General features: G+C 71.5%; 16 protein-coding genes and 1 tRNA gene. 12 read left to right on the top strand and 5 right to left on the bottom strand.

The features are described from left to right. Positions 1-42 precede the first annotated feature (42 nt). The 4 genes from gltB to JL106_RS05955 all read left to right on the top strand — a co-directional run bounded on the left by gltB (position 43) and on the right by JL106_RS05955 (position 8563). Positions 43-4644, top strand: a complete 4602-nt coding sequence (gene gltB / locus JL106_RS05970) for a glutamate synthase large subunit (protein ID WP_205259783.1) — start codon at positions 43-45, stop codon at positions 4642-4644. Beyond that, positions 4637-6085, top strand: coding sequence for a glutamate synthase subunit beta (locus JL106_RS05965; protein ID WP_205259782.1), 1449 nt, complete (start codon positions 4637-4639; stop codon positions 6083-6085). The genes gltB and JL106_RS05965 overlap by 8 nt, the downstream gene beginning before the upstream one ends. Before the next feature lie 109 nt (positions 6086-6194). Then, on the top strand, positions 6195-7613 hold the full coding sequence (gene pyk, locus JL106_RS05960; RefSeq protein WP_205259781.1) for a pyruvate kinase: 1419 nt from the start codon (positions 6195-6197) through the stop codon (positions 7611-7613). Positions 7614-7630: 17 nt separating this feature from the next. Continuing rightward, complete coding sequence (locus JL106_RS05955) at positions 7631-8563, top strand: acyl-CoA thioesterase (RefSeq protein WP_328841487.1); 933 nt, start codon at positions 7631-7633, stop codon at positions 8561-8563. A gap of 35 nt (positions 8564-8598) precedes the next feature. On the opposite strand, the gene JL106_RS05950 is transcribed toward JL106_RS05955, so the two are convergent. Next, positions 8599-8672, bottom strand: a tRNA-Leu gene (locus tag JL106_RS05950). 194 nt (positions 8673-8866) lie between these two features. Between JL106_RS05950 and JL106_RS05945 the strand changes: the two genes are divergently transcribed. From JL106_RS05945 to JL106_RS05915, 7 genes are all read left to right on the top strand, one after another. Beyond that, the gene (locus JL106_RS05945; protein ID WP_205259780.1) at positions 8867-9451 is read left to right on the top strand and encodes an ANTAR domain-containing response regulator; all 585 of its coding nucleotides are present in this window, start codon (positions 8867-8869) and stop codon (positions 9449-9451) included. Positions 9452-9835: 384 nt separating this feature from the next. Beyond that, positions 9836-11095, top strand: coding sequence for a branched-chain amino acid ABC transporter substrate-binding protein (locus JL106_RS05940; RefSeq protein ID WP_236006903.1), 1260 nt, complete (start codon positions 9836-9838; stop codon positions 11093-11095). A 251-nt stretch (positions 11096-11346) separates the two neighbouring features. Next, entirely contained in the window at positions 11347-12399 is a 1053-nt protein-coding gene (locus tag JL106_RS05935) for a branched-chain amino acid ABC transporter permease (protein WP_236006902.1), read from the top strand. Next, positions 12396-13667 (top strand): branched-chain amino acid ABC transporter permease, encoded by a 1272-nt coding sequence (locus JL106_RS05930; RefSeq protein ID WP_205259778.1) that lies wholly within the window; start codon positions 12396-12398, stop codon positions 13665-13667. The genes JL106_RS05935 and JL106_RS05930 overlap by 4 nt, the downstream gene beginning before the upstream one ends. Next, a complete protein-coding gene (locus tag JL106_RS05925; RefSeq protein ID WP_236006901.1) occupies positions 13664-14656 on the top strand; it encodes an ABC transporter ATP-binding protein in 993 nt (330 codons plus the stop codon). Before JL106_RS05930 ends, JL106_RS05925 begins: the two co-directional genes overlap by 4 nt. After that, positions 14643-15362 carry an ABC transporter ATP-binding protein gene (locus JL106_RS05920; protein ID WP_236006900.1) on the top strand — a complete coding sequence of 240 codons (720 nt, stop codon included), beginning with the start codon at positions 14643-14645 and terminating at the stop codon, positions 15360-15362. Before JL106_RS05925 ends, JL106_RS05920 begins: the two co-directional genes overlap by 14 nt. A gap of 346 nt (positions 15363-15708) precedes the next feature. Further along, the gene (locus JL106_RS05915; protein WP_205259777.1) at positions 15709-16785 is read left to right on the top strand and encodes a YihY/virulence factor BrkB family protein; all 1077 of its coding nucleotides are present in this window, start codon (positions 15709-15711) and stop codon (positions 16783-16785) included. 6 nt (positions 16786-16791) lie between these two features. Here the strand turns inward: JL106_RS05915 and JL106_RS05910 are convergent, their stop codons facing one another. Together JL106_RS05910 and JL106_RS05905 are read right to left on the bottom strand one after the other, a co-directional pair. After that, positions 16792-18507, bottom strand: coding sequence for a cation:proton antiporter (locus JL106_RS05910; RefSeq protein WP_205259776.1), 1716 nt, complete (start codon positions 18505-18507; stop codon positions 16792-16794). A 48-nt stretch (positions 18508-18555) separates the two neighbouring features. Continuing rightward, positions 18556-19041 carry a hotdog fold thioesterase gene (locus JL106_RS05905; RefSeq protein WP_236006899.1) on the bottom strand — a complete coding sequence of 162 codons (486 nt, stop codon included), beginning with the start codon at positions 19039-19041 and terminating at the stop codon, positions 18556-18558. A gap of 241 nt (positions 19042-19282) precedes the next feature. On the opposite strand from JL106_RS05905, the gene JL106_RS05900 reads away from it, so the two are divergent. After that, complete coding sequence (locus tag JL106_RS05900; RefSeq protein WP_205259775.1) at positions 19283-19714, top strand: hypothetical protein; 432 nt, start codon at positions 19283-19285, stop codon at positions 19712-19714. Here the strand turns inward: JL106_RS05900 and JL106_RS05895 are convergent. Both JL106_RS05895 and JL106_RS05890 read right to left on the bottom strand, forming a co-directional pair. Next, positions 19645-21315: a glycerol-3-phosphate dehydrogenase/oxidase gene (locus JL106_RS05895; RefSeq protein WP_205259774.1), complete on the bottom strand. Its 1671-nt coding sequence runs from the start codon at positions 21313-21315 to the stop codon at positions 19645-19647. The genes JL106_RS05900 and JL106_RS05895 overlap by 70 nt on opposite strands. 19 nt (positions 21316-21334) lie before the next feature. Continuing rightward, positions 21335-22837: an FGGY family carbohydrate kinase gene (locus JL106_RS05890; RefSeq protein ID WP_205259773.1), complete on the bottom strand. Its 1503-nt coding sequence runs from the start codon at positions 22835-22837 to the stop codon at positions 21335-21337. Positions 22838-22844: the final 7 nt, after the last annotated feature.

Genomic DNA, 22844 nt, shown 5'->3' with positions numbered 1-22844 from the left:
GACGACCCCGTCCGGGCGCGCGACCACGACGGGAGGCCTGCCGTGCTCTTCTCGGCGACCCCGGGCCCTCAGGGCCTCTACGACCCCGCCCTCGATCGGGACGCCTGCGGGGTGGCTGCGGTTGCGGACATCCGCGGTCGCCGGAGTCACACCGTGGTCGCCGACGGCATCACCGCGCTGATCAACCTCGACCACCGCGGGGCGGCCGGCGCCGACCCGGCGGTGGGTGACGGCGCCGGCATCCTCATCCAGGTCCCGGACCGGTTGCTGCGCGCGACGACCGGGTTCGAGCTGCCGGAGGCCGCCGACCCGCGGCACGGCCAGGCCTACGCCACCGGCATCGCGTTCCTGCCCGCCGACCAGGACGAGCGGGACCGCGCGAAGACGATCATCGCCGGGGTGGCCGCCCAGGAGGGGTTGGAGCTGCTGGGCTGGCGGACCGTGCCGACCGACGCGGTCGGTGCCGGCGTGGGCAAGATGGCCGTCGACGTGATGCCCGCGTTCGAGCAGCTGTTCCTGGCCGGGCCTGTCGGCGCGGACGGCCAGCGGCCGGCCGGTCTGGCGCTGGACCGGCTCATCTACCCGGCCCGCAAGTTGTTCCGCAAGCGGACCACCGACGCCGGTGTGGGCACGTACTTCTGCTCGCTGTCCAGCCGCACCATCGTCTACAAGGGCATGCTCACCACCGAGCAGCTGCCGGCGTTCTTCGCCGACCTGACCGACGAGCGCACCGAGTCGGCCATCGCGATCGTGCACTCGCGGTTCTCCACCAACACGTTCCCGGCCTGGCCGCTGGCCCACCCGTTCCGGTTCATCGCACACAACGGCGAGATCAACACGGTGCGCGGCAACCGCAACCGGATGCGGGCGCGCGAGGCGCTGCTGGAGTCCGACCTGATCCCGGGCGACCTCAAGCGGGTCTTCCCGATCTGCAGCCCGGAGGCCTCGGACTCGGCGTCGTTCGACGAGGTGCTGGAGCTGCTGCACCTGGGCGGCCGCAGCCTGCCGCACGCGGTGATGATGATGATCCCGGAGGCGTGGGAGAACAACCCGACGCTGACCCCGGAGCGCAAGGCGTTCTGGGAGTTCCACGCGTCGCTCATCGAACCGTGGGACGGCCCGGCCTGCGTCACGTTCACCGACGGCACCCTGCTGGGCGCCGTGCTCGACCGCAACGGGCTGCGTCCGGGCCGCTGGTGGCTCACCACCGACGACACCGTGGTGCTGGCCTCCGAGTCCGGCGTGCTGCCGATCCCGCCGGAGAAGGTGCTCGAGCGCGGCCGGCTGCAGCCCGGCCGGATGTTCCTGGTCGACACGGACGCCGGGAGGATCCTCGACGACCAGGCCATCAAGGACCACCTGGCCGGCGAGCACCCGTACCGGGACTGGGTGGACGCCGGGCTCATCCGGCTGTCCGACCTGCCCAGCCGTGAGTACGTGGTCACCCCGCACACCGACGTGCTCCGCAAGCAGCAGATCTTCGGGTACACCGAGGAGGAGCTGCGCGTCCTGGTGCAGCCGATGGCCGCCACCGGCGCGGAGTCGACCGGCTCGATGGGCACGGACACGCCCGAAGCGGTGCTGTCCGACCGGCCGCGGATGATCTTCGACTACTTCAGTCAGCTCTTCGCCCAGGTGACCAACCCGCCGCTGGACGCCATCCGCGAGTCGGTGGTCACGTCGCTGGCCAGCGTGATCGGGCCGGAGGGCAACCTGCTGGACCCGACCCCGGCGTCGTGCCGGCACATCGTGCTGCCGCTGCCGGTGGTCGACAACATCGACCTGGCCAAGCTGGTCCGGATCAACGCCGACGGTGATCTGCCCGGTTTCGCCGCGGTCACCATCAACGGTCTGTACCGGGTGGCCGGCGGCGGTTCGGCGCTGGCCGAGGCGATCGAGCACTGCCGGCGGCAGGCCGACGCGGCCATCGCCGGCGGCGCCCGGATCATCGTGCTGTCCGACCGCGGGTCGGACGAGCAGCTGGCGCCGATCCCGTCGCTGCTGCTCACCTCGGCCGTGCACCAGCACCTGGTGCGGCAGAAGTCGCGGACCAAGGTCGCGCTGGTCGTGGAGTCCGGCGACGCCCGCGAGGTGCACCACATCGCGCTGCTGCTGGGCTACGGCGCCGGTGCGGTGAACCCGTACCTGGCCGTGGAGTCGGCCGCGGACCTGGCCGCCCAGGGCCTGCTGGGTGACGTCGACCCCAAGACCGCCATCCGCAACGTCGTGGTCGCGCTGTCCAAGGGCGTGCTCAAGGTGATGTCCAAGATGGGCATCTCCACCGTCGGGTCGTACCGGCAGGCGCAGATCTTCGCCTGCTTCGGCCTGGACCAGGACCTGCTGGACGAGTACTTCACCGGCACCACCACGCACACCGGCGGCAGCGACCTGACCGTGCTGGCCTCCGACGTGGCCGCCCGGCACGCGGTGGCCTTCGTGCCGAACCCGACCGCCCTGGAGCACCGCGGCCTGGAGGTCGGCGGGCAGTACCAGTGGCGCCGCGAGGGCGAGATCCACCTGTTCAACCCGGAGACCGTCTACCTGCTGCAGCACTCGGCCCGGTCCAAGCAGGAGGACGTCTTCCAGCGCTACACCGACAAGGTGGACGAGCTGTCGCGGGAGGGCGGCACGCTGCGCGGCCTGTTCGACCTGCGCTCGGCCGACCGCGACTCCTCGATCACCGCGGTGCCGCTGGAGGAGGTCGAGCCGGCGTCGGAGATCGTGAAGCGGTTCGTCACCGGGGCCATGTCCTACGGTTCCATCTCGGCCGAGGCGCACAAGACGTTGGCCATCGCGATGAACCGGCTGGGCGGCAAGTCGAACACCGGCGAGGGTGGCGAGGACGTCGAGCGGCTGCTCGACCCGGAGACGCGTTCGGCCATCAAGCAGGTGGCCTCCGGCCGCTTCGGGGTGACCAGTGCGTACCTGGTGAATGCCGACGAGATCCAGATCAAGATGGCCCAGGGCGCCAAGCCCGGTGAGGGCGGGCAGCTGCCCGGGCACAAGGTCTACCCGTGGGTGGCCGCCACCCGGCACGCCACCCCGGGCGTCGGCCTGATCTCGCCGCCGCCGCACCACGACATCTACTCGATCGAGGACCTCAAGCAGCTCATCCACGACCTGCGCAACGCCAACCCGCGCGCGGCGGTCTCGGTGAAGCTGGTGTCCACGCCGGGCGTCGGGACCGTCGCCGCCGGGGTGACCAAGGCGCACGCCGACAAGGTCATCGTGGCCGGGTACGACGGTGGCACCGGCGCGGCCGCGCTGACGTCGCTGAAGCACGCCGGCCAGCCGTGGGAGCTGGGGTTGGCCGAGACGCAACAGACGCTGCGCATCAACGAGCTGCGCGAGCAGGTCCGGGTGCAGGTCGACGGCGGGCTCAAGACCGGCCGGGACGTGGTGGTCGCGGCCCTGCTGGGCGCCGAGGAGTTCGGCTTCTCCACCGCGCCGCTCATCGTGGCCGGCTGCATCATGATGCGCGTCTGCCACCTGGACACCTGCCCGGTCGGCATCGCCACGCAGAACCCGGTGCTGCGGGCGCGGTACACCGGCACGCCGGAGTTCGTCGAGACCTTCTTCCTGTACCTGGCCGAGCAGGTGCGCCGCTATCTGGCGTCCCTGGGGTTGCGCAGCCTCGACGAGGCCGTCGGCCGTGCCGACCTGCTCGACGTCGACTCCGCCGTGCGGCACCACCGCGCGGCCGGGCTCGACCTGGCCCCGCTGCTGCACATCGCCGACGTCGACAGCGACCACCGCTGCGTCCGGCCCGCGCAGCACGACCTGTCCCGCTCGCTGGACGCCAGGCTCATCGGGCTGGCCGCCGACGCGCTGGAGGCGGCCCCGACCGCACCGGACAAGCCGGTGCGCATCGACCTGCCCGTGCGCAACGTGGACCGCACCGCCGGCACCATGCTGGGCTCGGAGGTCACCCGCCGCTGGGGTCCGGACGGAGCCCCGGACGGCACCTTCGACGTGCAGCTGACCGGCACCGCCGGCCAGTCGCTCGGCGCCTTCCTGCCGCGGGGCGTAACCATCACGCTGGTCGGGGACGCCAACGACTACATCGGCAAGGGCCTCTCCGGCGGCCGGCTGGTCGTCCGGCCGGACGAGAACTCGCCGGCCCAGGCACCCGGCGTCAAGGTCCAGGTCATCGGGGGCAACACCGTCGGGTACGGCGCCACCTCGGGCGAGATGTACCTGCGTGGCCGGGTCGGCGAGCGGTTCGCCGTCCGCAACTCCGGCGCGCTCATGGTGGTCGAGGGCACCGGCGACCACGCCTGCGAGTACATGACCGGCGGACGGGTGGTCATCCTGGGCCGCACCGGCCGGAACGTCGGTGCCGGCATGAGCGGCGGCATCGCGTACCTGCTCGACGCGGACCCGACCCGGGTGAACGGCGAGCTGGTCGACCTCGAGGAACTGGCCGCCGACGAGGTGGTGTGGCTGGGCGAGGTGGTCAGTGCCCACGCCAAGTTGACCGGGTCGCGGATCGCCGCGTCCCTCCTGGCCGACTGGCCGGGTTCGGCCGCCCGGTTCTCCCGGGTCATGCCCCGCGACTACCGCCGGGTGCTGTCGGTGATGGCCGAGGCCGCCGAGCGCGGCCTCGACGCGAACGAGATGATCATGGAGTCTGCCCGTGGCTGATCCCAGCGGTTTCCTCAAGCACGGCCGGCACACCCCTGCCCGGCGCCCCGTCGAGCTGCGGCTGCGGGACTACCACGAGGTCTACGAGCCGTTCGACCGGCAGGACACCCGCATCCAGGCCGCCCGGTGCATGGACTGCGGCGTGCCGTTCTGTCACAACGGTTGCCCGCTCGGCAATCTCATCCCCGAGTGGAACGAGCTGGTGCGCACCGACCGGTGGGCCGAGGCGGCCGAGCGGCTGTACGCGACGAACAACTTCCCCGAGTTCACCGGGCGGCTCTGCCCGGCCCCGTGCGAGGGCTCGTGCGTGCTGGGCATCGGGGACGACCCGGTCGCCATCAAGCTGGTCGAGCAGGAGATCGCCGACTGGTCGGTCACCCACGGCGGCCTGACCCCGCGGCCCGCGGCGATGAAGACCGGCAAGAAGGTCGCGGTCGTCGGCTCCGGCCCGGCCGGGCTGGCCGCGGCGCAGCAGCTGGCCCGGGCCGGGCACGCGGTCGTGGTGTACGAGCGGGACGGTCGCGTCGGCGGCCTGATGCGCTACGGCATCCCCGAGTTCAAGATGGACCGGGCGGTGCTGGACCGGCGGCTGGAGCAGATGGCGTCCGAGGGCGTCGATTTCGTGGTGGACACCGCGATCGGGGTGGACGTCACCGTGGAGCAGCTGCGCGACCGGTTCGACGCGGTGGTGCTGGCCACCGGCGCGACCGTGGCCCGGGAGCTGGAGATCGAGGGTCGCCACCTCGAGGGCATCCACCTGGCCATGGACTACCTGGTCGAGCAGAACCGGGTCTGCGAGGGCACGCTCGACCAGGTCTCCATCGACGCCGCCGGCAAGCACGTGGTGATCATCGGCGGCGGCGACACCGGCGCCGACTGCTACGGCACCGCGCTGCGCCAGGGCGCCGCGTCGGTGACCCAGCTGGACATCCACGTGCGCCCGCCGGAGACCCGGTCGCCCACCACGCCGTGGCCGACCTACCCATTGATGCTGCGCATCTCGGCCGCGCACGAGGAGGGCGGCGAGCGGGTGTTCGGCGTCAACTCGACCACCTTCGAGGGCGAGGACGGCCACGTCACCGGCCTGCACCTCATCGAGGGCAAGCGCATCCCCGGCGGCTTCGAGCCGTACGAGGGCACCGAGCGGCACCTGCAGGCGGATCTCATCCTGCTCGCCCTCGGCTTCACCGGGCCCGAGCAGGAGCTGCTGGAGCACCTGGGTGTGCAGCCCACGTCGCGTGGCACCGTGCAGCGCGACGCCAAGTACATGACCAACGTGCCGGGCATCTTCGTGGCCGGGGACGCCGGTCGCGGGCAGTCGCTCATCGTCTGGGCCATCGCCGAGGGCCGGTCCGCGGCCGCCTCGGTGGACGCCTGGCTGGCCGGCGGGTCGTCGTTCCTGCCCGACCCGGTGGCGCCGACCGCGGTCGCCCTGCGCTGATCGTCGGCCGATCGTCGGCCGGTCGTCGACTGTTCCGGTCCTCCGTGCCCCGGGGCGCACATCCGCCCCGGGGCACGGAATCGGTTCAGCCGCGGGATAGTCTGCGGGCATGGAGCGCCGCGCGAAAATCGTCTGCACACTCGGTCCGGCCACCTCTTCCGAAGAAGCCATCACCGCGCTGATCGAAGCGGGCATGAACGTCGCCCGGATGAACTTCAGCCACGGCGACCACGCCGACCACCAGGCGGTGCACGCCAACGTCCGTGCCGCCGCCGCCAAGCTGGGCCGCACGGTCGGCATCCTGGCCGACCTGCAGGGCCCCAAGATCCGTCTCGGCCGATTCACCGACGGCCCGCACCAGTGGAACAACGGCGACACCGTCACCATCACCGTCGACGACGTCGAGGGCACGCGGGAGCGGGTGTCCACCACCTACAAGGGCCTGGCCAACGACGCCCGCCCGGGCGACCGTCTGCTCATCGACGACGGCAAGGTCGGCCTGGTCGTCCTGGAGGTCAAGGGCAACGACGTCGTCTGCTCGGTCACCGAGGGCGGCCCGGTCAGCAACAACAAGGGCATCTCGCTGCCCGGCATGAACGTGTCCGTCCCGGCGCTGTCCGAGAAGGACATCGAGGACCTCAAGTTCGCGCTGTCGCTCGGTGTCGACTTCATCGCACTGTCCTTCGTGCGGTCCCCGTCGGACGTCGACCTCGTGCACGCGGTGATGGACGAGGTCGGGGCCACCCGCATCCCGGTCATCGCCAAGCTGGAGAAGCCCGAGGCGGTGGCCAATCTCGAGGCCATCGTGCTGGCCTTCAACGGGATCATGGTCGCCCGCGGCGATCTCGGCGTCGAGCTGCCGCTCGAGCAGGTGCCGCTGTTCCAGAAGCGGGCCGTGCAGGTGGCCCGGGAGAACGCCAAGCCGGTCATCGTGGCCACCCAGATGCTCGACTCGATGATCGAGCACTCGCGGCCGACCCGGGCCGAGGCCTCCGATGTGGCCAACGCGGTGCTCGACGGCGCGGACGCGCTGATGCTGTCCGGCGAGACCTCGGTCGGCAAGTACCCGATCATCACGGTCAAGACGATGAGCCGGATCATCGAGGCGATCGAGGCGCAGTCGGTCACCGCGCCGCCGCTCACCCACACGCCGCGCACCCGGGGCGGGGTGCTGTCCTTCGCCGCCCGCGACATCGGTGAGCGGGTGAATGCCAAGGCGGTCGTGGCGTTCACCTTCTCCGGCGACACCGTGCGCCGGTTGTCCCGGCTGCACACCAAGCTGCCGGTGCTGGCCTTCACACCGCTGGCCGCGGTGCGCAACCAGCTGTCGCTGACCTGGGGGACCCGCACCTACGAGGTCGCGGCGGTGGAGAGCACGGACGAGATGGTGCGCCTGGTCGACCAGGCGCTGCTCGAGGTGCCGGGCTACGAGCACGGCGACACCGTGGTCATCGTGGCCGGCTCGCCGCCGAACACCTCCGGTTCGACCAACCTCATCCGGATCCACCGACTCGGTCACGACGACTGACGCGACGGGGGAGTGCGGTGACCGACGAGTCCGAGGTCCAGCTCGACACCGACGGGGTGCCCCGCGGCCAGCGGGTGCTGGACGGGTTGCTGCGGCTCCTGGATGTCCGTCCCCTGGGGGACGGACGCTTCCAGGGCCGTTCTCCGGCGGGCGGGCCGCAGCGGGTGTTCGGCGGTCAGGTCGCGGCCCAGGCGCTGACGGCGGCCGGGCGGACGGTACCGGCCGACCGTCACGTGCACTCGCTGCACGCCTACTTCGTGCGACCCGGCCGGCCTGACGAGCCCATCGAGTACGCGGTGGACGACGTCCGGGACGGCCGGTCGTTCAGCATCCGCCGGGTGGTGGCCTCACAGTCGGCCGGGTCGATCTTCGTGATGTCGGCGTCGTTCCAGCACCAGGAACCGGGGCTGGACCACGCCGTGGCGGCGCCGGCGGTGCCGGACCCGCTGACGTTGCCGTCGCTGGCCGAGCGGTCGAAGGGGGTCGGGTACGCGTCGGCCGCCTTCGGGCGCATCCCTCGGCCGTTTGACATCCGGTACGTCAACGACCCGCCGTGGCAGGCGCACGGCCGAGGTCCGCAGCCGGGGGCGGGCAGCCGGGCCTGGTTCCGGGCGGACGGGCGGCTGCCGGACGACCCGCTGGTGCACGTGTGCCTGCTGGCCTACCTGTCCGACCTGACCCTGCTCGACTCGATCCTGCTCGAACACGGCCTGGCCCACGGGTACGACAACCTGCAGAGCGCCTCGCTGGACCATGCGATGTGGTTCCACCGGCCGGTGCGGCTGGACGACTGGGTGCTGTACGACACCAACTCCCCGAGCTCGTCGGGGGCCCGCGGCCTGGCCACCGGGCACTTCTTCGGCCGGAACGGGGCACTGCTGGCCACGGTGGTGCAGGAGGGGTTGGTCCGGGTGCGTACGGCCGGCGATCCCCGTCACGGCCGGGAGTGACCGGGACCATCAGGTCCTGATCAGGCCGAACTCGGTGCCCCCGGTGAGACTCGAACTCACACTGTGCGGGTTTTGAATCCGCTTCCTCTGCCAATTGGGATACGGGGGCGTGGCCGTGCCCGCGGCAGCGCCACGGCCGCAGCGATCCTAGCTGTTCACCGCAGCGGCCGGTGCCGGGCCGGGCGCGCCGGATCACATGAGGCGGCGGCTCGCTCGGCCGGTGTCGGGCGGTCGCGGCGGCTACGCTGTGGCGGTGGAACCGGCGGCCGACCGGCCGTCGGAGAGTGATGAGAGGGGTGGCCGATGACCGCTCCGCGTCGTGTGCTCATCGCCGAAGACGAGGCGTTGATCCGGCTGGACCTGGCCGAGATGCTCTCCGAGGAGGGCTTCGAGGTCGTGGGTGAGGCCGGCGACGGCGAGCAGGCCGTCGCGATGGCCCAGGAGCTCAAGCCCGACCTGGTCATCATGGACGTCAAGATGCCCAACAAGGACGGCATCGACGCCGCGGCCGAGATCGTGGCCGACCAGATCGCGCCGGTGGTGATGCTGACCGCGTTCTCGCAGCGCGAGCTGATCGAGCGCGCCCGGGACGCCGGCGCGATGGCCTACCTGGTCAAGCCGTTCTCCAAGGCGGACCTGCTGCCGGCCATCGAGCTGGCGGTGGCCCGGTACGCCGAGACGGCCGCGCTCCGCAAGGAGATCGCCGACGTCACCCAGCGACTCGAGGCCCGCAAGCTCATCGACCGGGCCAAGGGACTGCTGATGACGCACCAGAAGATGACCGAGCCGGAGGCGTTCCGCTGGATCCAGCGGACGGCGATGGATCGGCGCACCTCGATGCAGGCGGTGGCCAACGCCGTGCTGGAGAGCCTGGCGACCAAGAGCTGACGCCCTCGCCGCGGTCCGATCGACGCGGCGACCGGCCCGACGACCCCGTCCACCCGTTCGGTGGGGCGGGGTCGTCGGCGTTCCGGGGACGGTCAGGTCGGAGCGACGGTCGGTCGTCGGTCGATTGCGCCGGTCGTGATTGATCTCCTGTGTGGACGCACGCCATTCGGGGAAATCTCACACGCTGTTCGCGTCTCCGTTCCACCTGGTTCTCGTCGCGGTTGGGTTACGAGCGCATGGCGCAGGGCGTGATTTGCGTCATCGTGGGTTAGGTTCACCGCCGTGCTGGCCGCGACCCGTGCGACCGGCAGCCCTTGAGGCACAACCTGTGGACGCCGCGAAACCCGCGGCTCATCTCGGAGGTGGCACGTGCATCGACGTTCGATGCGAGCGGCTCTCGTCCTCGTGGCCGCGGCCACGCTGACGTTGGCCGCCTGTGGTGACAAGTCCGCCGGTGGCTCCGGCAGCGGCAGCGAGTCCTCGAGCGCGGCGACCAGCGGTGCGAGCGGTTCCTCGAGCAGCAGCGCGGCCCCGGCCGGTGGCGATCTCGCCATCAACCCGCTGGTGCAGATCGACATCGACGGCAACGAGGTCGAGGCCTCGACCGGCACCGACGCGGTCAGTCCGGCCGGTGACGGCTCGGCCACCTGCGACGGCGTCTCGGTCGCCATGGCCGGCGCCCTGACCGGCCCGAACGCCGCGCTGGGACTGAACATCCTGTACGGCATGCAGACGGCGCTCAAGGAGCACAACGACGCCAACGCGAACTGCCAGGTCGAGATCAAGCAGTTCGACACCGAGGGTGACCCGCAGAAGGCCACCCAGGTCGCGCCGCAGATCGTCAGCGACGCCTCGGTCATCGGCCTGCTCGGCCCGGCGTTCTCCGGTGAGACCAAGGCGACCGGCACGATCTTCTCGCAGGCCGGTCTGCTGTCGCTGACCGCGTCGGCGACCAACCCGGACCTGACGGCCAACGGATGGACCAACTTCTTCCGCGGTCTGGCCAACGACGCGGTCCAGGGTCCGGCCGTGGCCAAGTACTTGACCGGTTCGGCCGGTTTCAGCACGGTCTGCGTGGTCAAGGACAACTCCGACTACGGCGTCGGTCTGGCCGAGACCATCACCGAGGGTCTGGGCGACGCGGCCGATCCGAGCTGCGCCGCCGACGTCAAGACCGGTGACAAGGACTTCTCGGCCACCGTGCAGCTGATCGCGGGCGCCGAGCCGGACGCCATCTTCTACGCCGGGTACTACGCCGAGGCGGCGCCGTTCGTGGCGCAGCTCCGGGAGGGTGGCGTGGAGGCCGCCTTCGTCTCCGCGGACGGCACCAACGACCCGCAGTTCGTCGACCAGGCCGGCAGCGCGGCCGAGGGTGCGTACCTGTCCTGCCCGTGCGGTCCGGCTCCGGAGGAGTTCGCCGCCACGTACGAGTCCGAGCACGGCCAGGTGCCGGGCGTCTACTCGGTCGAGGGCTACGACCTGATGACGATCATCCTGTCCGGCATCGACTCGGGCATCACCGATCGGGCCGGGCTGGTCGAGTACGTGAAGAACTACCAGGGTCAGGGTCTGGCCCGTGAGTACCAGTGGGACGACAACGGTGAGCTGTCCTCCTCGCTGATCTGGATGTACGAGGTCGGCTGACCCCGATCATTCCGACCAGGGGATCCACCGTGACCGGTGTGTGCCCGGGTCGGCCCCGGCGGCCGGGGGTTCCGAAGGAGGAACCCCCGGCCGCTTCGGGTTGCGGCCGGCCCCGCCGCGGTCATGACTGATGTCCTGATCGCGGGTCCGCGTGACATCCGGCCCGAGGTTCCGCCCCCGTCCGTGCCGCCGGGCACGACGGCTCCGCACGATCCACCGCCCGGCCCGGTCCCGGGCGTGAGGGAGCACCCATGAGCTCACTGCTGTCGGTCGGCGCACTCGCCGACGGCTCCTGGTTGGCCGTCCCGGCCATCTCGTTCAACATCGAAGCGCTCGGCGACCGGTTCTGGTCCCTCACCATCGAGGGCCTGGCCTACGGCTCGATCTACGCGCTGGTCGCGGTGGGCTACACGCTCGTCTACGGCGTGCTGCGGCTCATCAACTTCGCCCACTCCGAGATCTTCATGCTCGGTATGTTCGGGCAGTACGCGGTGCTGATGCTGTTGGGCTTCTCGCCCAGCGGCAACGCGTACGCCGAGGGTGCGGTGATGACCATCGTCTACCTCGGCATCGCCATGATCGGCGGCATGCTCATCTCCGGCGGCGCCGCCGTCGGCCTGGAGCGGGTGGCCTACCGGCCGCTGCGCAAGCGCAACGCGCCGTCGCTGGTCTTCCTCATCACCGCGATCGGTGCGTCCTTCGTCATCCAGGAGTTCGTCCACTTCGTGCTCCCGGCCCTCACCGACGGCGAGCTGGGCGGCGTGAACGCCCAGCAGCCGATCCGGCTGGTGGAGCAGAAGGAGCAGTTCACCATCTTCGGGGCGTCGGTCACCAACGTCACCCTCATCATCATCGGCTCTGCGCTGGTGCTGGCCCTGGCCACCGACATGTTCGTGAACCGCACCAAGTTCGGCCGCGGCATCCGCGCCGTCGCGCAGGACCCGACCACCGCGACCCTGATGGGCATCTCGCGGGAGCGCATCATCATGCTGACGTTCCTCATCGGCGGTGTGCTGGCCGGTGCGGCCGCGCTGCTCTACACCCTGCGGGTGCCGAACGGCATCATCTACTCGGGCGGGTTCATCCTGGGCATCAAGGCGTTCTGCGCCGCCGTCCTGGGTGGTATCGGCAACCTGCGCGGCGCGCTGCTGGGCGGCCTCATCCTCGGCGTGATGGAGAACTACGGCCAGATCCTGTTCGGGACGGCCTGGCGGGACGTCGTCGCCTTCGCCCTGCTGATCCTGATCCTGATGTTCCGGCCCACCGGCATCCTGGGCGAGACCCTGGGGAGGGCACGCGCATGAGCACTCCGGTCAAGCAGACCTCGGCCACCCCGTTGGGCCGGCCGCACGCCGGTGTCGGTGATCGCTTCCGGCTGTGGTGGAACGCGCAGTCCCGCCCCGCCCAGTGGGCGTTCGGGGTGCCGTTCATCCTGTTCATCGCGCTGGTGCCCATCCTGAACATCCCCGTGCTCACCACCGTGGGCACGAACTTCGGTGCCGTCATGGCGCAGTTCGGCATGATCGCGCTCATCGCCATCGGCCTGAACGTGGTGGTCGGGCAGGCCGGCCTGCTGGATCTGGGCTATGTGGGCTTCTACGCGGTCGGTGCGTACACCGTCGCCCTGCTGACCAGCCCGGACAGCCCGTGGAACCAGACCGGCGAGGGCAACTGGCTCTCTCAGGACTGGGCCTGGCTGGCCGTGCTGCCGGTGGCGGTCTGCATCACCGCCATCTCCGGGCTGCTGCTCGGCTCGCCCACACTGCGGCTGCGCGGTGACTACCTGGCCATCGTGACCCTCGGCTTCGGTGAGATCGTCCGGCTGCTGGCCGACAACCTCGGCGAGATCACCGGCGGCGGTCGCGGGTTGTCCCAGGTGGCCTACCCGCAGCTCGGGCAGACCGAGGCCAACCCGGGCGGACTGTTCTCCGCCGGCAACGTGGCTGGCCGGATCAACTCGGGCGTCTGGTGGTTCTGGCTGTCCCTGGTGTTGATCATGGTGGTGCTGCTCTTCGTCGGGAACCTGGAGCGGTCCCGCGTCGGCCGGGCGTGGGTGGCCATCCGCGAGGACGAGGACGCGGCCGAGATCATGGGCGTGCCCACCTTCAAGTTCAAGCTGTGGGCGTTCACCATCGGCGCCGCCATCGGCGGCCTGTCCGGGGCGCTCTACGCCGGGCAGGTGCAGTTCGTGACACCGACCAACTTCAACGTCATCAACTCGGTGCTGTTCCTGTGCGCGGTGGTGCTCGGCGGCCAGGGCAACAAGCTGGGCGTCATCCTCGGGGCGTTCATCATCGTGTACCTGCCCAACTTCTTCCTGGGCCGGACCGACCTGTTCGGCATCCCGATCAACGGCAACGAGATCGCCAACTACCGGTACCTGTTCTTCGGCCTCGCCCTGATGGTGCTGATGATCTTCCGGCCGCAGGGGCTGTTGCCGGCCAGACAGAAACTGCTCACCTACGGTCGCCAGCTGTACGTGGCCGCCCGCCGCACCGCGAAGCGGCAACACGGTGACGCCGGCACTGGCGATCAACATGGCACGACCGGTGCCGAGGAGGTGTCCCGATGACCGATCCGGGCAGCGCACGGGCGGGCTCGCACTTCGACGAGCAGAACCGTTCCGTCGAGGACGCGGAGGACGTCGGTTCGGACAAGGACCTGCCGGGCGGAGTGACCGAGGAACCGGTCATCGTCGACGTCGCCGACGTCGAACCCGAGCTGGCCGATCCCGCGGTGGTGGCCGAGCGGGTCGCGCCGACCCGGGCCATCGACACCGCGGTCGGGGCCGACCTGCTCGAGATGCGGGACGTGACCATGCGGTTCGGCGGGCTGGTCGCCCTCGACTCGGTGAGTTTCAGCATCCGCCGCGGCGAGATCCTCGGGCTCATCGGCCCGAACGGTGCCGGCAAGACCACCTGCTTCAACGCGATGACCGGGGTGTACCGGCCGTCCGACGGCCAGGTGGTGTTCGACGGCGAGCCGCTGGGCAAGCTCAAGCGCAACCAGATCACCCGTCGCGGCATCGCCCGGACCTTCCAGAACATCCGGCTGTTCTCCGAGATGACGGCACTGGAGAACGTGGTGGTCGGCACGGACGCGCGGCACCGGACCTCGGTGCCGGGCGCCACGTTCCGGACCCCGCGGCACCGCCGCGAGGAGCACGACGCGATCGAGCGGGCCATGGCTCTGCTGGAGTTCGTGGGCGTGGGCGCCCGGGCCACCGAGAAGGCCCGCAACCTGCCCTACGGCGACCAGCGGCGACTGGAGATCGCCCGCGCGCTGGCCACCGAGCCGAAGCTGCTGTGCCTGGACGAGCCGGCGGCCGGGTTCAACCCGGCCGAGAAGGCCGCGTTGATGGACCTGATCCGCAAGATCCGCGCGGACGGGTACACCGTGCTGCTCATCGAGCACGACATGCGCCTGGTCATGGGCGTGACCGACCGGATCGTGGTGCTGGAGTTCGGCAAGAAGATCGCCGAGGGCCAGCCGGCCGAGATCCGCGAGAACCCTGCGGTGATCGCCGCCTACCTGGGGGTGCCCGACGATGCCACTGCTTGAGATCAAGGACATGACGGTCGGCTACGGCCGGATCGAGGCGCTGCACGGCATCTCGCTGTCGGTCGAGTCGGGTGAGCTGGTCACCCTGATCGGGGCCAACGGCGCCGGCAAGACGACGACGATGCGGGCGATCTCGGGCGTGCGTCCGCTGACCCGCGGTTCGATCATGTTCGACGGTCAGGACATCACCCGGATGAAGGCGCACCTGCGGGTGCTGGCCGGCATCGTCCAGGCGCCCGAGGGACGCGGGGTGTTCCCCGGCATGACCGTCCAGGAGAACCTGGACATGGGGCACTACGCGCGCAAGTTCGCCAACAAGGCCGAGTACCAGGCCACGCTCGACCACGTCTTCGAGCTCTTCCCGCGGCTCAAGGAGCGTCGGGCCCAGATGGGCGGCACCATGTCCGGCGGGGAGCAGCAGATGGTGGCCATCGGGCGGGCGCTCATGGCCCGGCCCCGGCTGCTGCTGCTGGACGAGCCGTCCATGGGGCTGGCGCCGATGATCATCCAGCAGATCTTCCGGATCGTCTCGGAGATCAACGCCACCGGCACCACCATCCTGCTGGTCGAACAGAACGCCCAGCAGGCGCTCTCGCGGTCCGACCGGGCGTACATCCTGGAGACCGGTGAGGTGGTCAAGTCGGGGCCGGGTCCGGAGCTGCTGGCCGATCCGGCCATCAAGGAGGCCTACCTCGGGGTGGCCTGAGACGTGCCGGCGGGCGGGGATGATCGCGCCATCACGGCTGGTACGGCTGGGACGAGTGAGGTCCCGGGCCGGATCGATCCGACGGGTGCTGCGTCGGCGCCTCGCGCTGGAGAACGCCCGGGCCGGGGCCTGGTCACCGCCTCCGTCTCCGGCAGCATCCTCGTGCTCGCCGCGGCCTGGGTGGTGGTTCGGCTGGCCGGCTGTTCGCGCACTGACACGCTGATCCATCCGCCGGCGGCGTGGCGCGCCGACCGGGCGAGTCGGCTCGCCGGTTGAGGCCCGGACATCCCGGGAACCGTCCTGCTGCACCACGATCCGTGGGCAGGATCCAGCAGGAGGAAACCGGATGAGTGAGGACGCCGGCGCGAGCCGCGCCCGGACGGCGGCGCCACAGCCCGAGGACGGTGACAAGCCGGACAAGCCCACCGATCTCCGGCCGGCCACCCGCAGGTACCTGGTCCGCAAGGTGGTGCGGGAGTTCTCGGCCGACCAGTGCACCGATCTGGCCGCGGCGCTGACCTACTACGCCGTGCTCGCGCTGTTCCCGGGGCTGCTGGCGCTGGTCTCGCTGGTCGGCCTGTTCGGGCAGGGTCGGACGACGGTCGATGCGCTGCTCGGGGTGGTGGAGCAGGTCGGCGGCAGTTCACTGGTCGACTCGCTGCGGGCACCGGTGCAGTCGCTGGTCGACGCGCCCGCCGCCGGGTTCGCGTTCGTCATCGGTCTGGTCGGCGCGCTGTGGTCGGCCTCGGGCTATGTCGGTGCCTTCTCCCGGGCGATGAACCGGGTCTACGAGATCGACGAGGGCCGGCCGTTCTGGAAGCTCCGGCCGCTCATGCTGCTGATCACCCTCATCGCGGTGATCATGGCCGCGGCGGTCGGTCTCGCCCTGGTGCTCAGCGGACCGATCGCGCAGAGCGTGGGCGACGCGATCGGGCTGGGGTCGACCGCCGTGACGGTCTGGAACATCGCCAAGTGGCCGGTCATGCTGATCATGGTGGTGCTGGTGGTGGCGATCCTCTACTACGCCACCCCCAACGTGCGGCAGCCGAAGTTCCGCTGGATCAGCCTGGGCGCGGCCATCGCCATCCTGGTCTGGATCGTCGCATCCGTGCTGTTCGGCCTGTACGTGGCCAACTTCGCCAACTATCAGAAGACCTACGGGTCGTTGGCCGGGGTGATCGTCTTCCTGCTGTGGCTGTGGATCACCAACCTGGCTCTGCTGTTCGGTGCGGAGGTGGACGCCGAGCTGGAGCGGGCCCGCCAGCTGCAGGCCGGGATCCGCGCCGAGCGGGACATCCAGCTGCCGCCCCGCGACACGCGGGCCAGCGACAAGGCCGCGGCCAAGGAGGCCGAGGACGAACGCCGGGGCCGGAAACTGCGTCGGACCCGCGGCGCCGACCAGCACCCGGAGCCCCGGCGGTAGGCGGGGTCAGTCCGCCGGCGCGCCCTGCAGCTCCAGCCCGATCTGCTCGGCGTCGATGGCGGTCAGCACGGCGTCGAGCGCGGCCGCGCTGACCACGCCGTCGTCCCGCACGTCCAGCAGGGCGGTGCGCTGCGCCTCCAGCACGGCGAGGCGGTGCCGGCGCAGCAGCTCCCACGCGTCGCGGTCCTCTTCGTCCGGCTGCGCCAGCGCCGCAGCGGTCGGGCGACCGGGTCGCCGGATGCCGGCCGGGACGTCCGGTTCCGGGACCGACGCGGCCACCTCCTGCATGAGGGTCCGGATGTCCTCGCGTTCCTGAGCCTGGGCCTCCGGGTCGGGCCCGGCCGGCCGCACCCAGCGGATCACCCGCGGCAGCGTGCTGCCCTGCAGCAGCAGGGAGGCAGCTGCGATGGCGAAGGCGACGAGCACCAGCACCGGCCGGTCGGGGGCATCGGCGGGCAGGGTCTGCACGGCGGCCACGCTGACCGCGCCGCGCATCCCGGCCCAGACGATCACCGTTCCCTCCCGCCAGCCCACCGGCTCGGCCAGGAAGAAGTCGATGTCGGCCACGGTGCGACGCAGCCGGGTGCGGAACCGCTCCACGCCCCGGGCGGACGGTGGTCGCCGCCGGGTCCCCTCGGTGCGGGCGCGGAAGTCCTCGACCAGCTCATCGGTCGGCCGGTCGAGCCGCTCCTGCCACTCCGACAGCCGGGGCCGCATGCGTTCGCCGCGTCGGGCCCGCCGCTGCAGTCGCCAGACCAGCGGCGCCACGAAAGCGGCCCGCACCAGCAGGCCGGCGACCAGTCCGGCCGCGGCGACGGCCAGTGCCGGGCCGACGCCCAGGTGCTCGGCCTCCACGTCCTCGACGATGCCGAACAGCTCGAGGCCCATGAGCAGGAAGATCCCGCCTTCCAGCACGAACTCCACGGTGCGCCAGTTCTGCCGGTCGGCCAGCCGCTGCTGAGCGGTGAGCCGGCGGTCGCGCCCGGCCCCGGTGACCAGGCCGGCCACCACCGCGGCGACCAGCCCGGAGGCGCCCAGCGCCTCGGTCGGCACCGAGGCCAGGAACGGCACGGTGAAGGACAGCACCGTCGCGGCGGTCGTGTTCGAGACGCGGGCCCGGATCCGCACCGTCACCCACCCGACCGCGGCGCCGATGGCCACGGCGACGACCACCGCGAACAGGAAATCGCCGGCCACCCCCCACAGCGACACCGCGCCGGCCGCCCCGGCGATGGCCGAGCGCAGCAGCACCAGTGCGGTGGCGTCGTTCAGCAGCCCCTCGCCCTCCAGCACCGAGACGGCCCGCGGGGCGACGCCGAGGCGCTTCACGATCGAGGTGGCCACCGCGTCGGTCGGGCTGACCACCGCGCCCAGCGCGATGCCCCAGCCCAGGCCCAGCCCGGGGATGAGCCAGGTGAACAGCAGGCCCAGCAGCACCGAGCTGAGCACCACCAGCGTGACGGCCAGGCCGCCGATGGCGCGCAGCTCGCGGCGGAAGTCGGTGGTGGGCATGGACGCCGACGCCGAGTACAGCAGGGGCGGCAGCACCACGGTGAGGATCCACTCGGGTTCGACCTCGACCGCCGGCACGAACGGCAGGAAGCTCACGCCGATCCCGAGCAGCACCAGGATCAACGGCGCGGCGACCCCGATCCGGGACGAGATGCCGGCGGCCGCGGCCACCGCCAACAGAGCCAGCACCAGGACGATCGCGAATTCCACGGCTCCACTGTGCTCCCGCGGGCGTTCCCCGCCCGTCAGTGGGTCGGGTCAGGCGCGCGGCCGGATGAAGGCGCAGGACAGCCGGGCGGTGCACACGCGGCGATCAGCGCCGTCGGTGATGGTGATGTCCAGGGTGGCCACGGACCGGCCCAGGTGCAGCACCGTGGACGTGCCGGTGACCTCGCCGTCGCGCATGCCGCGGTGGTGCGTGCAGGACAGTTCGGTGCCGACCGGGACGTGGCCCTCGGGGGCCAGCAGCACGGCGTGCACCGACCCGAGCGTCTCGGCCAGGACGGCGCTGGCTCCGCCGTGCAGCAGACCGTACGGCTGCCGGTTGCCGGCCACCGGCATCCTCCCGACCACCCGGGTCAGGCCGGCGTCGGTGATCCGGATGCCCATGGCGGAGGCGAGCTCCCCGCCGCCGCCCTGCAGCGCGACGAGCAGCTCGGCGGTCGCCGCGGCGGTCTCGGCCTCGTCCTGCGCGGCGCGGAGCCGGGTGGTCGCTGCCGTGATCGCGGTCCCTGAGGTGGTCATCGTGCTCCCTTGCTGCTGCTCGCCCGGGCGGCGTCTGCGACGGTGCTCCCAGCGTGACACGCGGCCGGGGCGGCGGCCGCCGCGGCGGGCCAGACGGTGGCCGGATGATCGACGAGGCGTTCCCGCGGGATCGGGTGATGATCGGAGCGGTCTTCGGCCTGGCCGCCTCGTCTGGGCCGGCTGGGCCCTGGAACGGCCGCCGGCCGGCCCGCGCTGGCGGATCCTGCTGGGTCTGTTCGCCGTGGACGGGCTCGGCCTGATCGCGATCAGCGTGTCCACGGTGGTCGGCCACTGGGACGCCGGGACCGCCATCGATCCGACCGGCGGCGCGTTCCGTTCCGACCTGGTGGTCGTCGTCGTCGAGGTCGTGGCGGCGGTGGTCCTGGTCGTGCTCGCACTGCGGCGGAACCGGTCGGATCTCGTGGCCCCGTTGGTCCTGGCCGTGGTCGGCGTGCACTGCTTCCCGCTGGCGGTGGTCTTCGGCCAGCCGGTACTGCACCTGGCCGCGGCCCTGGTCACCGCGGTGTCGGTCGTGGCCGTCGTGGTCCGCAGCGACGCCGCCCGCGGCTTCTGGTGCGGCGTGCTGGCCGCCCCGACCAGCGGCTACGACGCCTCGGCCACCGCCGAGGTGCGGGTCAGCTTCTCGATCGAGACGAAGTACGCGCCGATCTGACGTTCTCGGTCGTCGGCCGACCAGCCCAGCAGCTCGCCGGCCACCGACGCCACCGCCTCCAGCGAGGACCGCCCGAGATCGGCCTCGAGCCCGGTCATGATCCGCCGGGCCACGATGTCGGCGAGCGTCACGGCCGCCTCCTGCTCGATGGCCACGGCGATCTCGGCGGCCAGCACCCCGGTCGTCCCGTCCACCGGGCGGGCCAGCGCCGGGTCGAGCGCCGCTCCGGCGGCCACCGTCGCCGCCCGGGTCCCGTACAGCGCCAGCAGCCGGTCTGCCGTGCCGGCGGGCAGCGTGCTGCTGCCCCGGAAGTCGGCCGCGAATCGGTCCAGGTCGAGGACCTGCGCTCCGGGCAGCCGGGCGTGCCGGGTGAGGGTCGGCCGCTTGCGCGGCGAACTGCCCAGGTGCCGCAGCACGTCGTCGGTGACGTGTTCGGCCAGCGCGCGGAAGGTGGTCAGCTTGCCGCCGATCACCGAGAACAGTCCGGCGACGGGGGTGGCGCGGTCCTTCGCGTGGTGGTGCACCACGTGCCGGCGGGTGATGTCGCCGGTCGGCCCGGACGCCTGGTGGGGCAGGGGGCGGACGCCCGTCCAGCTCCACAGCACGTCGGCCGGCTGCAGCCGGGCCGTCGGGATGACCCGGTTGGTCTCGTGCAGGATGTACCGGAGCTCCTCGGCGTCCACCGAGGCCCGGTCCAGCTCGCCCTCGAAGCGGACGTCGGTGGCGCCGATGATGTAGCGGCCGAGCCACGGGATGACCATCATCGGCCGCCCGTCGGTGAGCGCCTCGTAGTAGAGCGCGGAACCGACCGGGGCCCCGGGGAAGTCGTCGACGATCAGGTGGGTGCCCTTGGTGCCGCCCATCATCGGCGGCCGGGTGCCCAACGACCGCAGCACCTCGTCGACGTACGGGCCGGCCGCGTTCACCACCGCCCGCGCGGACACGGTGTGCCGGGTGCCCGAGACGGTGTCGGTGAACTGGACGCCGGTCACCGCCCCGGCCTCGACCCGCAGGTCGTCGACCCGGGCGTGGTTGAGCACCACCGCCCCGGCCGTGGCCGCGGCCAGCGCGGTCTCCACCACCAGGCGTTCGGCGTAGGGCACCTGGCCGTCGTAGTAGGTGCCCGAACCCTGCAGCCCGTCGGCGTCCAGTCCGGGCACGATGTCCAGCGTCTGCTCGGGGGAGTGCACCCGGTGCCAGGGGGTGCTCTTGTCCGGCGAGAGTGCGTCGTACGCCACCAGTCCGGTGCGCAACACCGACTTGGAGTGTGCGTTGCGGGCGTAGAACGGCAGCACGAACTGCAGCGGCGTCACCAGGTGCGGCGCCGCGCGGAGCATCCACTCCCGCTCCCGCAGCGACTCCCGCACCAACCGGACGTCGTACTTCTCCAGGTACTTGAGGCCACCGTGGATGAGCCGGCTGTTCCAGGCCGAGGTGGCCCAGCCGAAGTCCTCCTTCTCCAGCACCAGCACCCGCAGGCCACGCAGGGCGGCGTCCCAGCCGATGCCGCACCCGTTCGCGCCGCCGCCGATGACGATGAGGTCGAACGGGACGCGGGTCCGGGCCAACCGGCGGTCCCGGTCCGACACGATCGTGTTCACGGGGCTCTCCGTTCTGGCGTCACGACTGCAGGGCGGGCGCGGCGGCAGACTCGCCGAGGATGGCCCCGATGAGCTCGACCCAGCGCTCGTATCCTTCACGGGCGTACCGGTTCGCCCGTGGCCGGAACCGCCGGGCCGCCGCGCGGTCCTGCCCCCAGTACGGCTCGGTCTGCTCGCCCAGACCGCGGAGCACCGCCTTGGCCACGCCGACACTGGTCAGCTCGCCACCATCGGGCCGGACGACCTCGCGGCCGAGCAGATCGGCCAGCATGCCGCACAGGAAGTCGTTGCCGGCGCCGCCGCCGTCGACGTTGAGCTCGGTGGTGTCGTCGGTGGCGTGCCCGATGGCGGCGAACAAGTCGTAGGCCTGGAAGGCCATGGCCTCCACGCCGGCCCGCATGATCTCGGTGGTGGTGGTGTCCATGGCCAGCCCGGTGATGGCCGCGCCGCGTCCCTTCGGCCAGCGGGGCGCCCCCATCACGGTGAAGGACGGGAGCACGTACACCCGGTCGCCGGCCGCCTTCTCGGGCGGGTCGTCGGCCAGATCGAACCGCACCGGGTGCCCGGTGTGCTCGGACATCCAGCTCATCGTGTAGCCGGAGTGGAACGCCGACCCCTCGATCTCGTACACCAGCGGGGACCTGCCGTCGCCCCAGCCGATCGAGGTGACCAGCCCATCCTGCAGCAGGATCTCGGGCCCGGTGTTCAGGGACACCACGCCCGACGTGCCGAACGTGGCCTTGGCCGTGCCCCGCGTCTCGCAGCCGTGGCCCAGCAGCGACGCCTGCTGGTCGGCCAGCACCCCGGTGATCGGGACCTCCTGGCCGCACACCGCGGGGTGGGTGACGCCGTAGGGCGCCATCGACGGCATCACCTCGGGCAGGCAGTCCAGCGGGATGCCCAGTGCGATGCCGAGTTCCGGGTCCCACCGACCGGTGCGCAGATCGAGCAACTGGGTGCGGGAGGCGTTCGAGACATCCGTCCGGTGCACCTGCCCGCCGGTGAGCCGGTTCACCAGCCAGGCGTCGACCGTGCCGACGGCCAGGTCGCCGGCCTCCGCGGCGGCCCGGACGATCGGCACGTGTTCCAGCATCCAGGCCACCTTGGAGCCGAAGAAGAAGGTGTCGTTGCTCAGGCCGGTGCGCTGCCGGATCAACGGCTCCAGACCCTGATCCCGCCAGCGCCGCACCACCGGTTCGCTCTGCTGCGACATCCACATGACGCCCGGGTACAGCGGCTGCTGTCCACTGCGGCTCCAGGCGAACGCCGTCTCCCGCATGTCGGCGATGCCCAGGCCGATGACCCGGTGGCCGCTGTTGGCCGCCCAGGCCAGCGCCGACCGCAGCACCCGGATCGCCGATGCGGCCACCACCTCCGGGTCCACCTCGACCCAGCCGGCCCGGGGGAAGTGCAGCGGGATGTCCTCGGACGCGCAGATGGTGGACCGGCCGGTGTCAGCGTCGAAGACGATGGACCGCACGGCGTGCGTGCCGCAGTCCAGCGCCAGCACCACCCTGGTCATGGCCGGT

It is taken from the genome of Nakamurella leprariae (assembly GCF_016918035.1).
In the GTDB taxonomy this organism is placed as follows: domain Bacteria; phylum Actinomycetota; class Actinomycetes; order Mycobacteriales; family Nakamurellaceae; genus Nakamurella; species Nakamurella leprariae.
The sequence above is the reverse complement of the archived record's forward strand: the minus strand, read 5'-3'. Positions and strand labels throughout refer to the sequence as shown.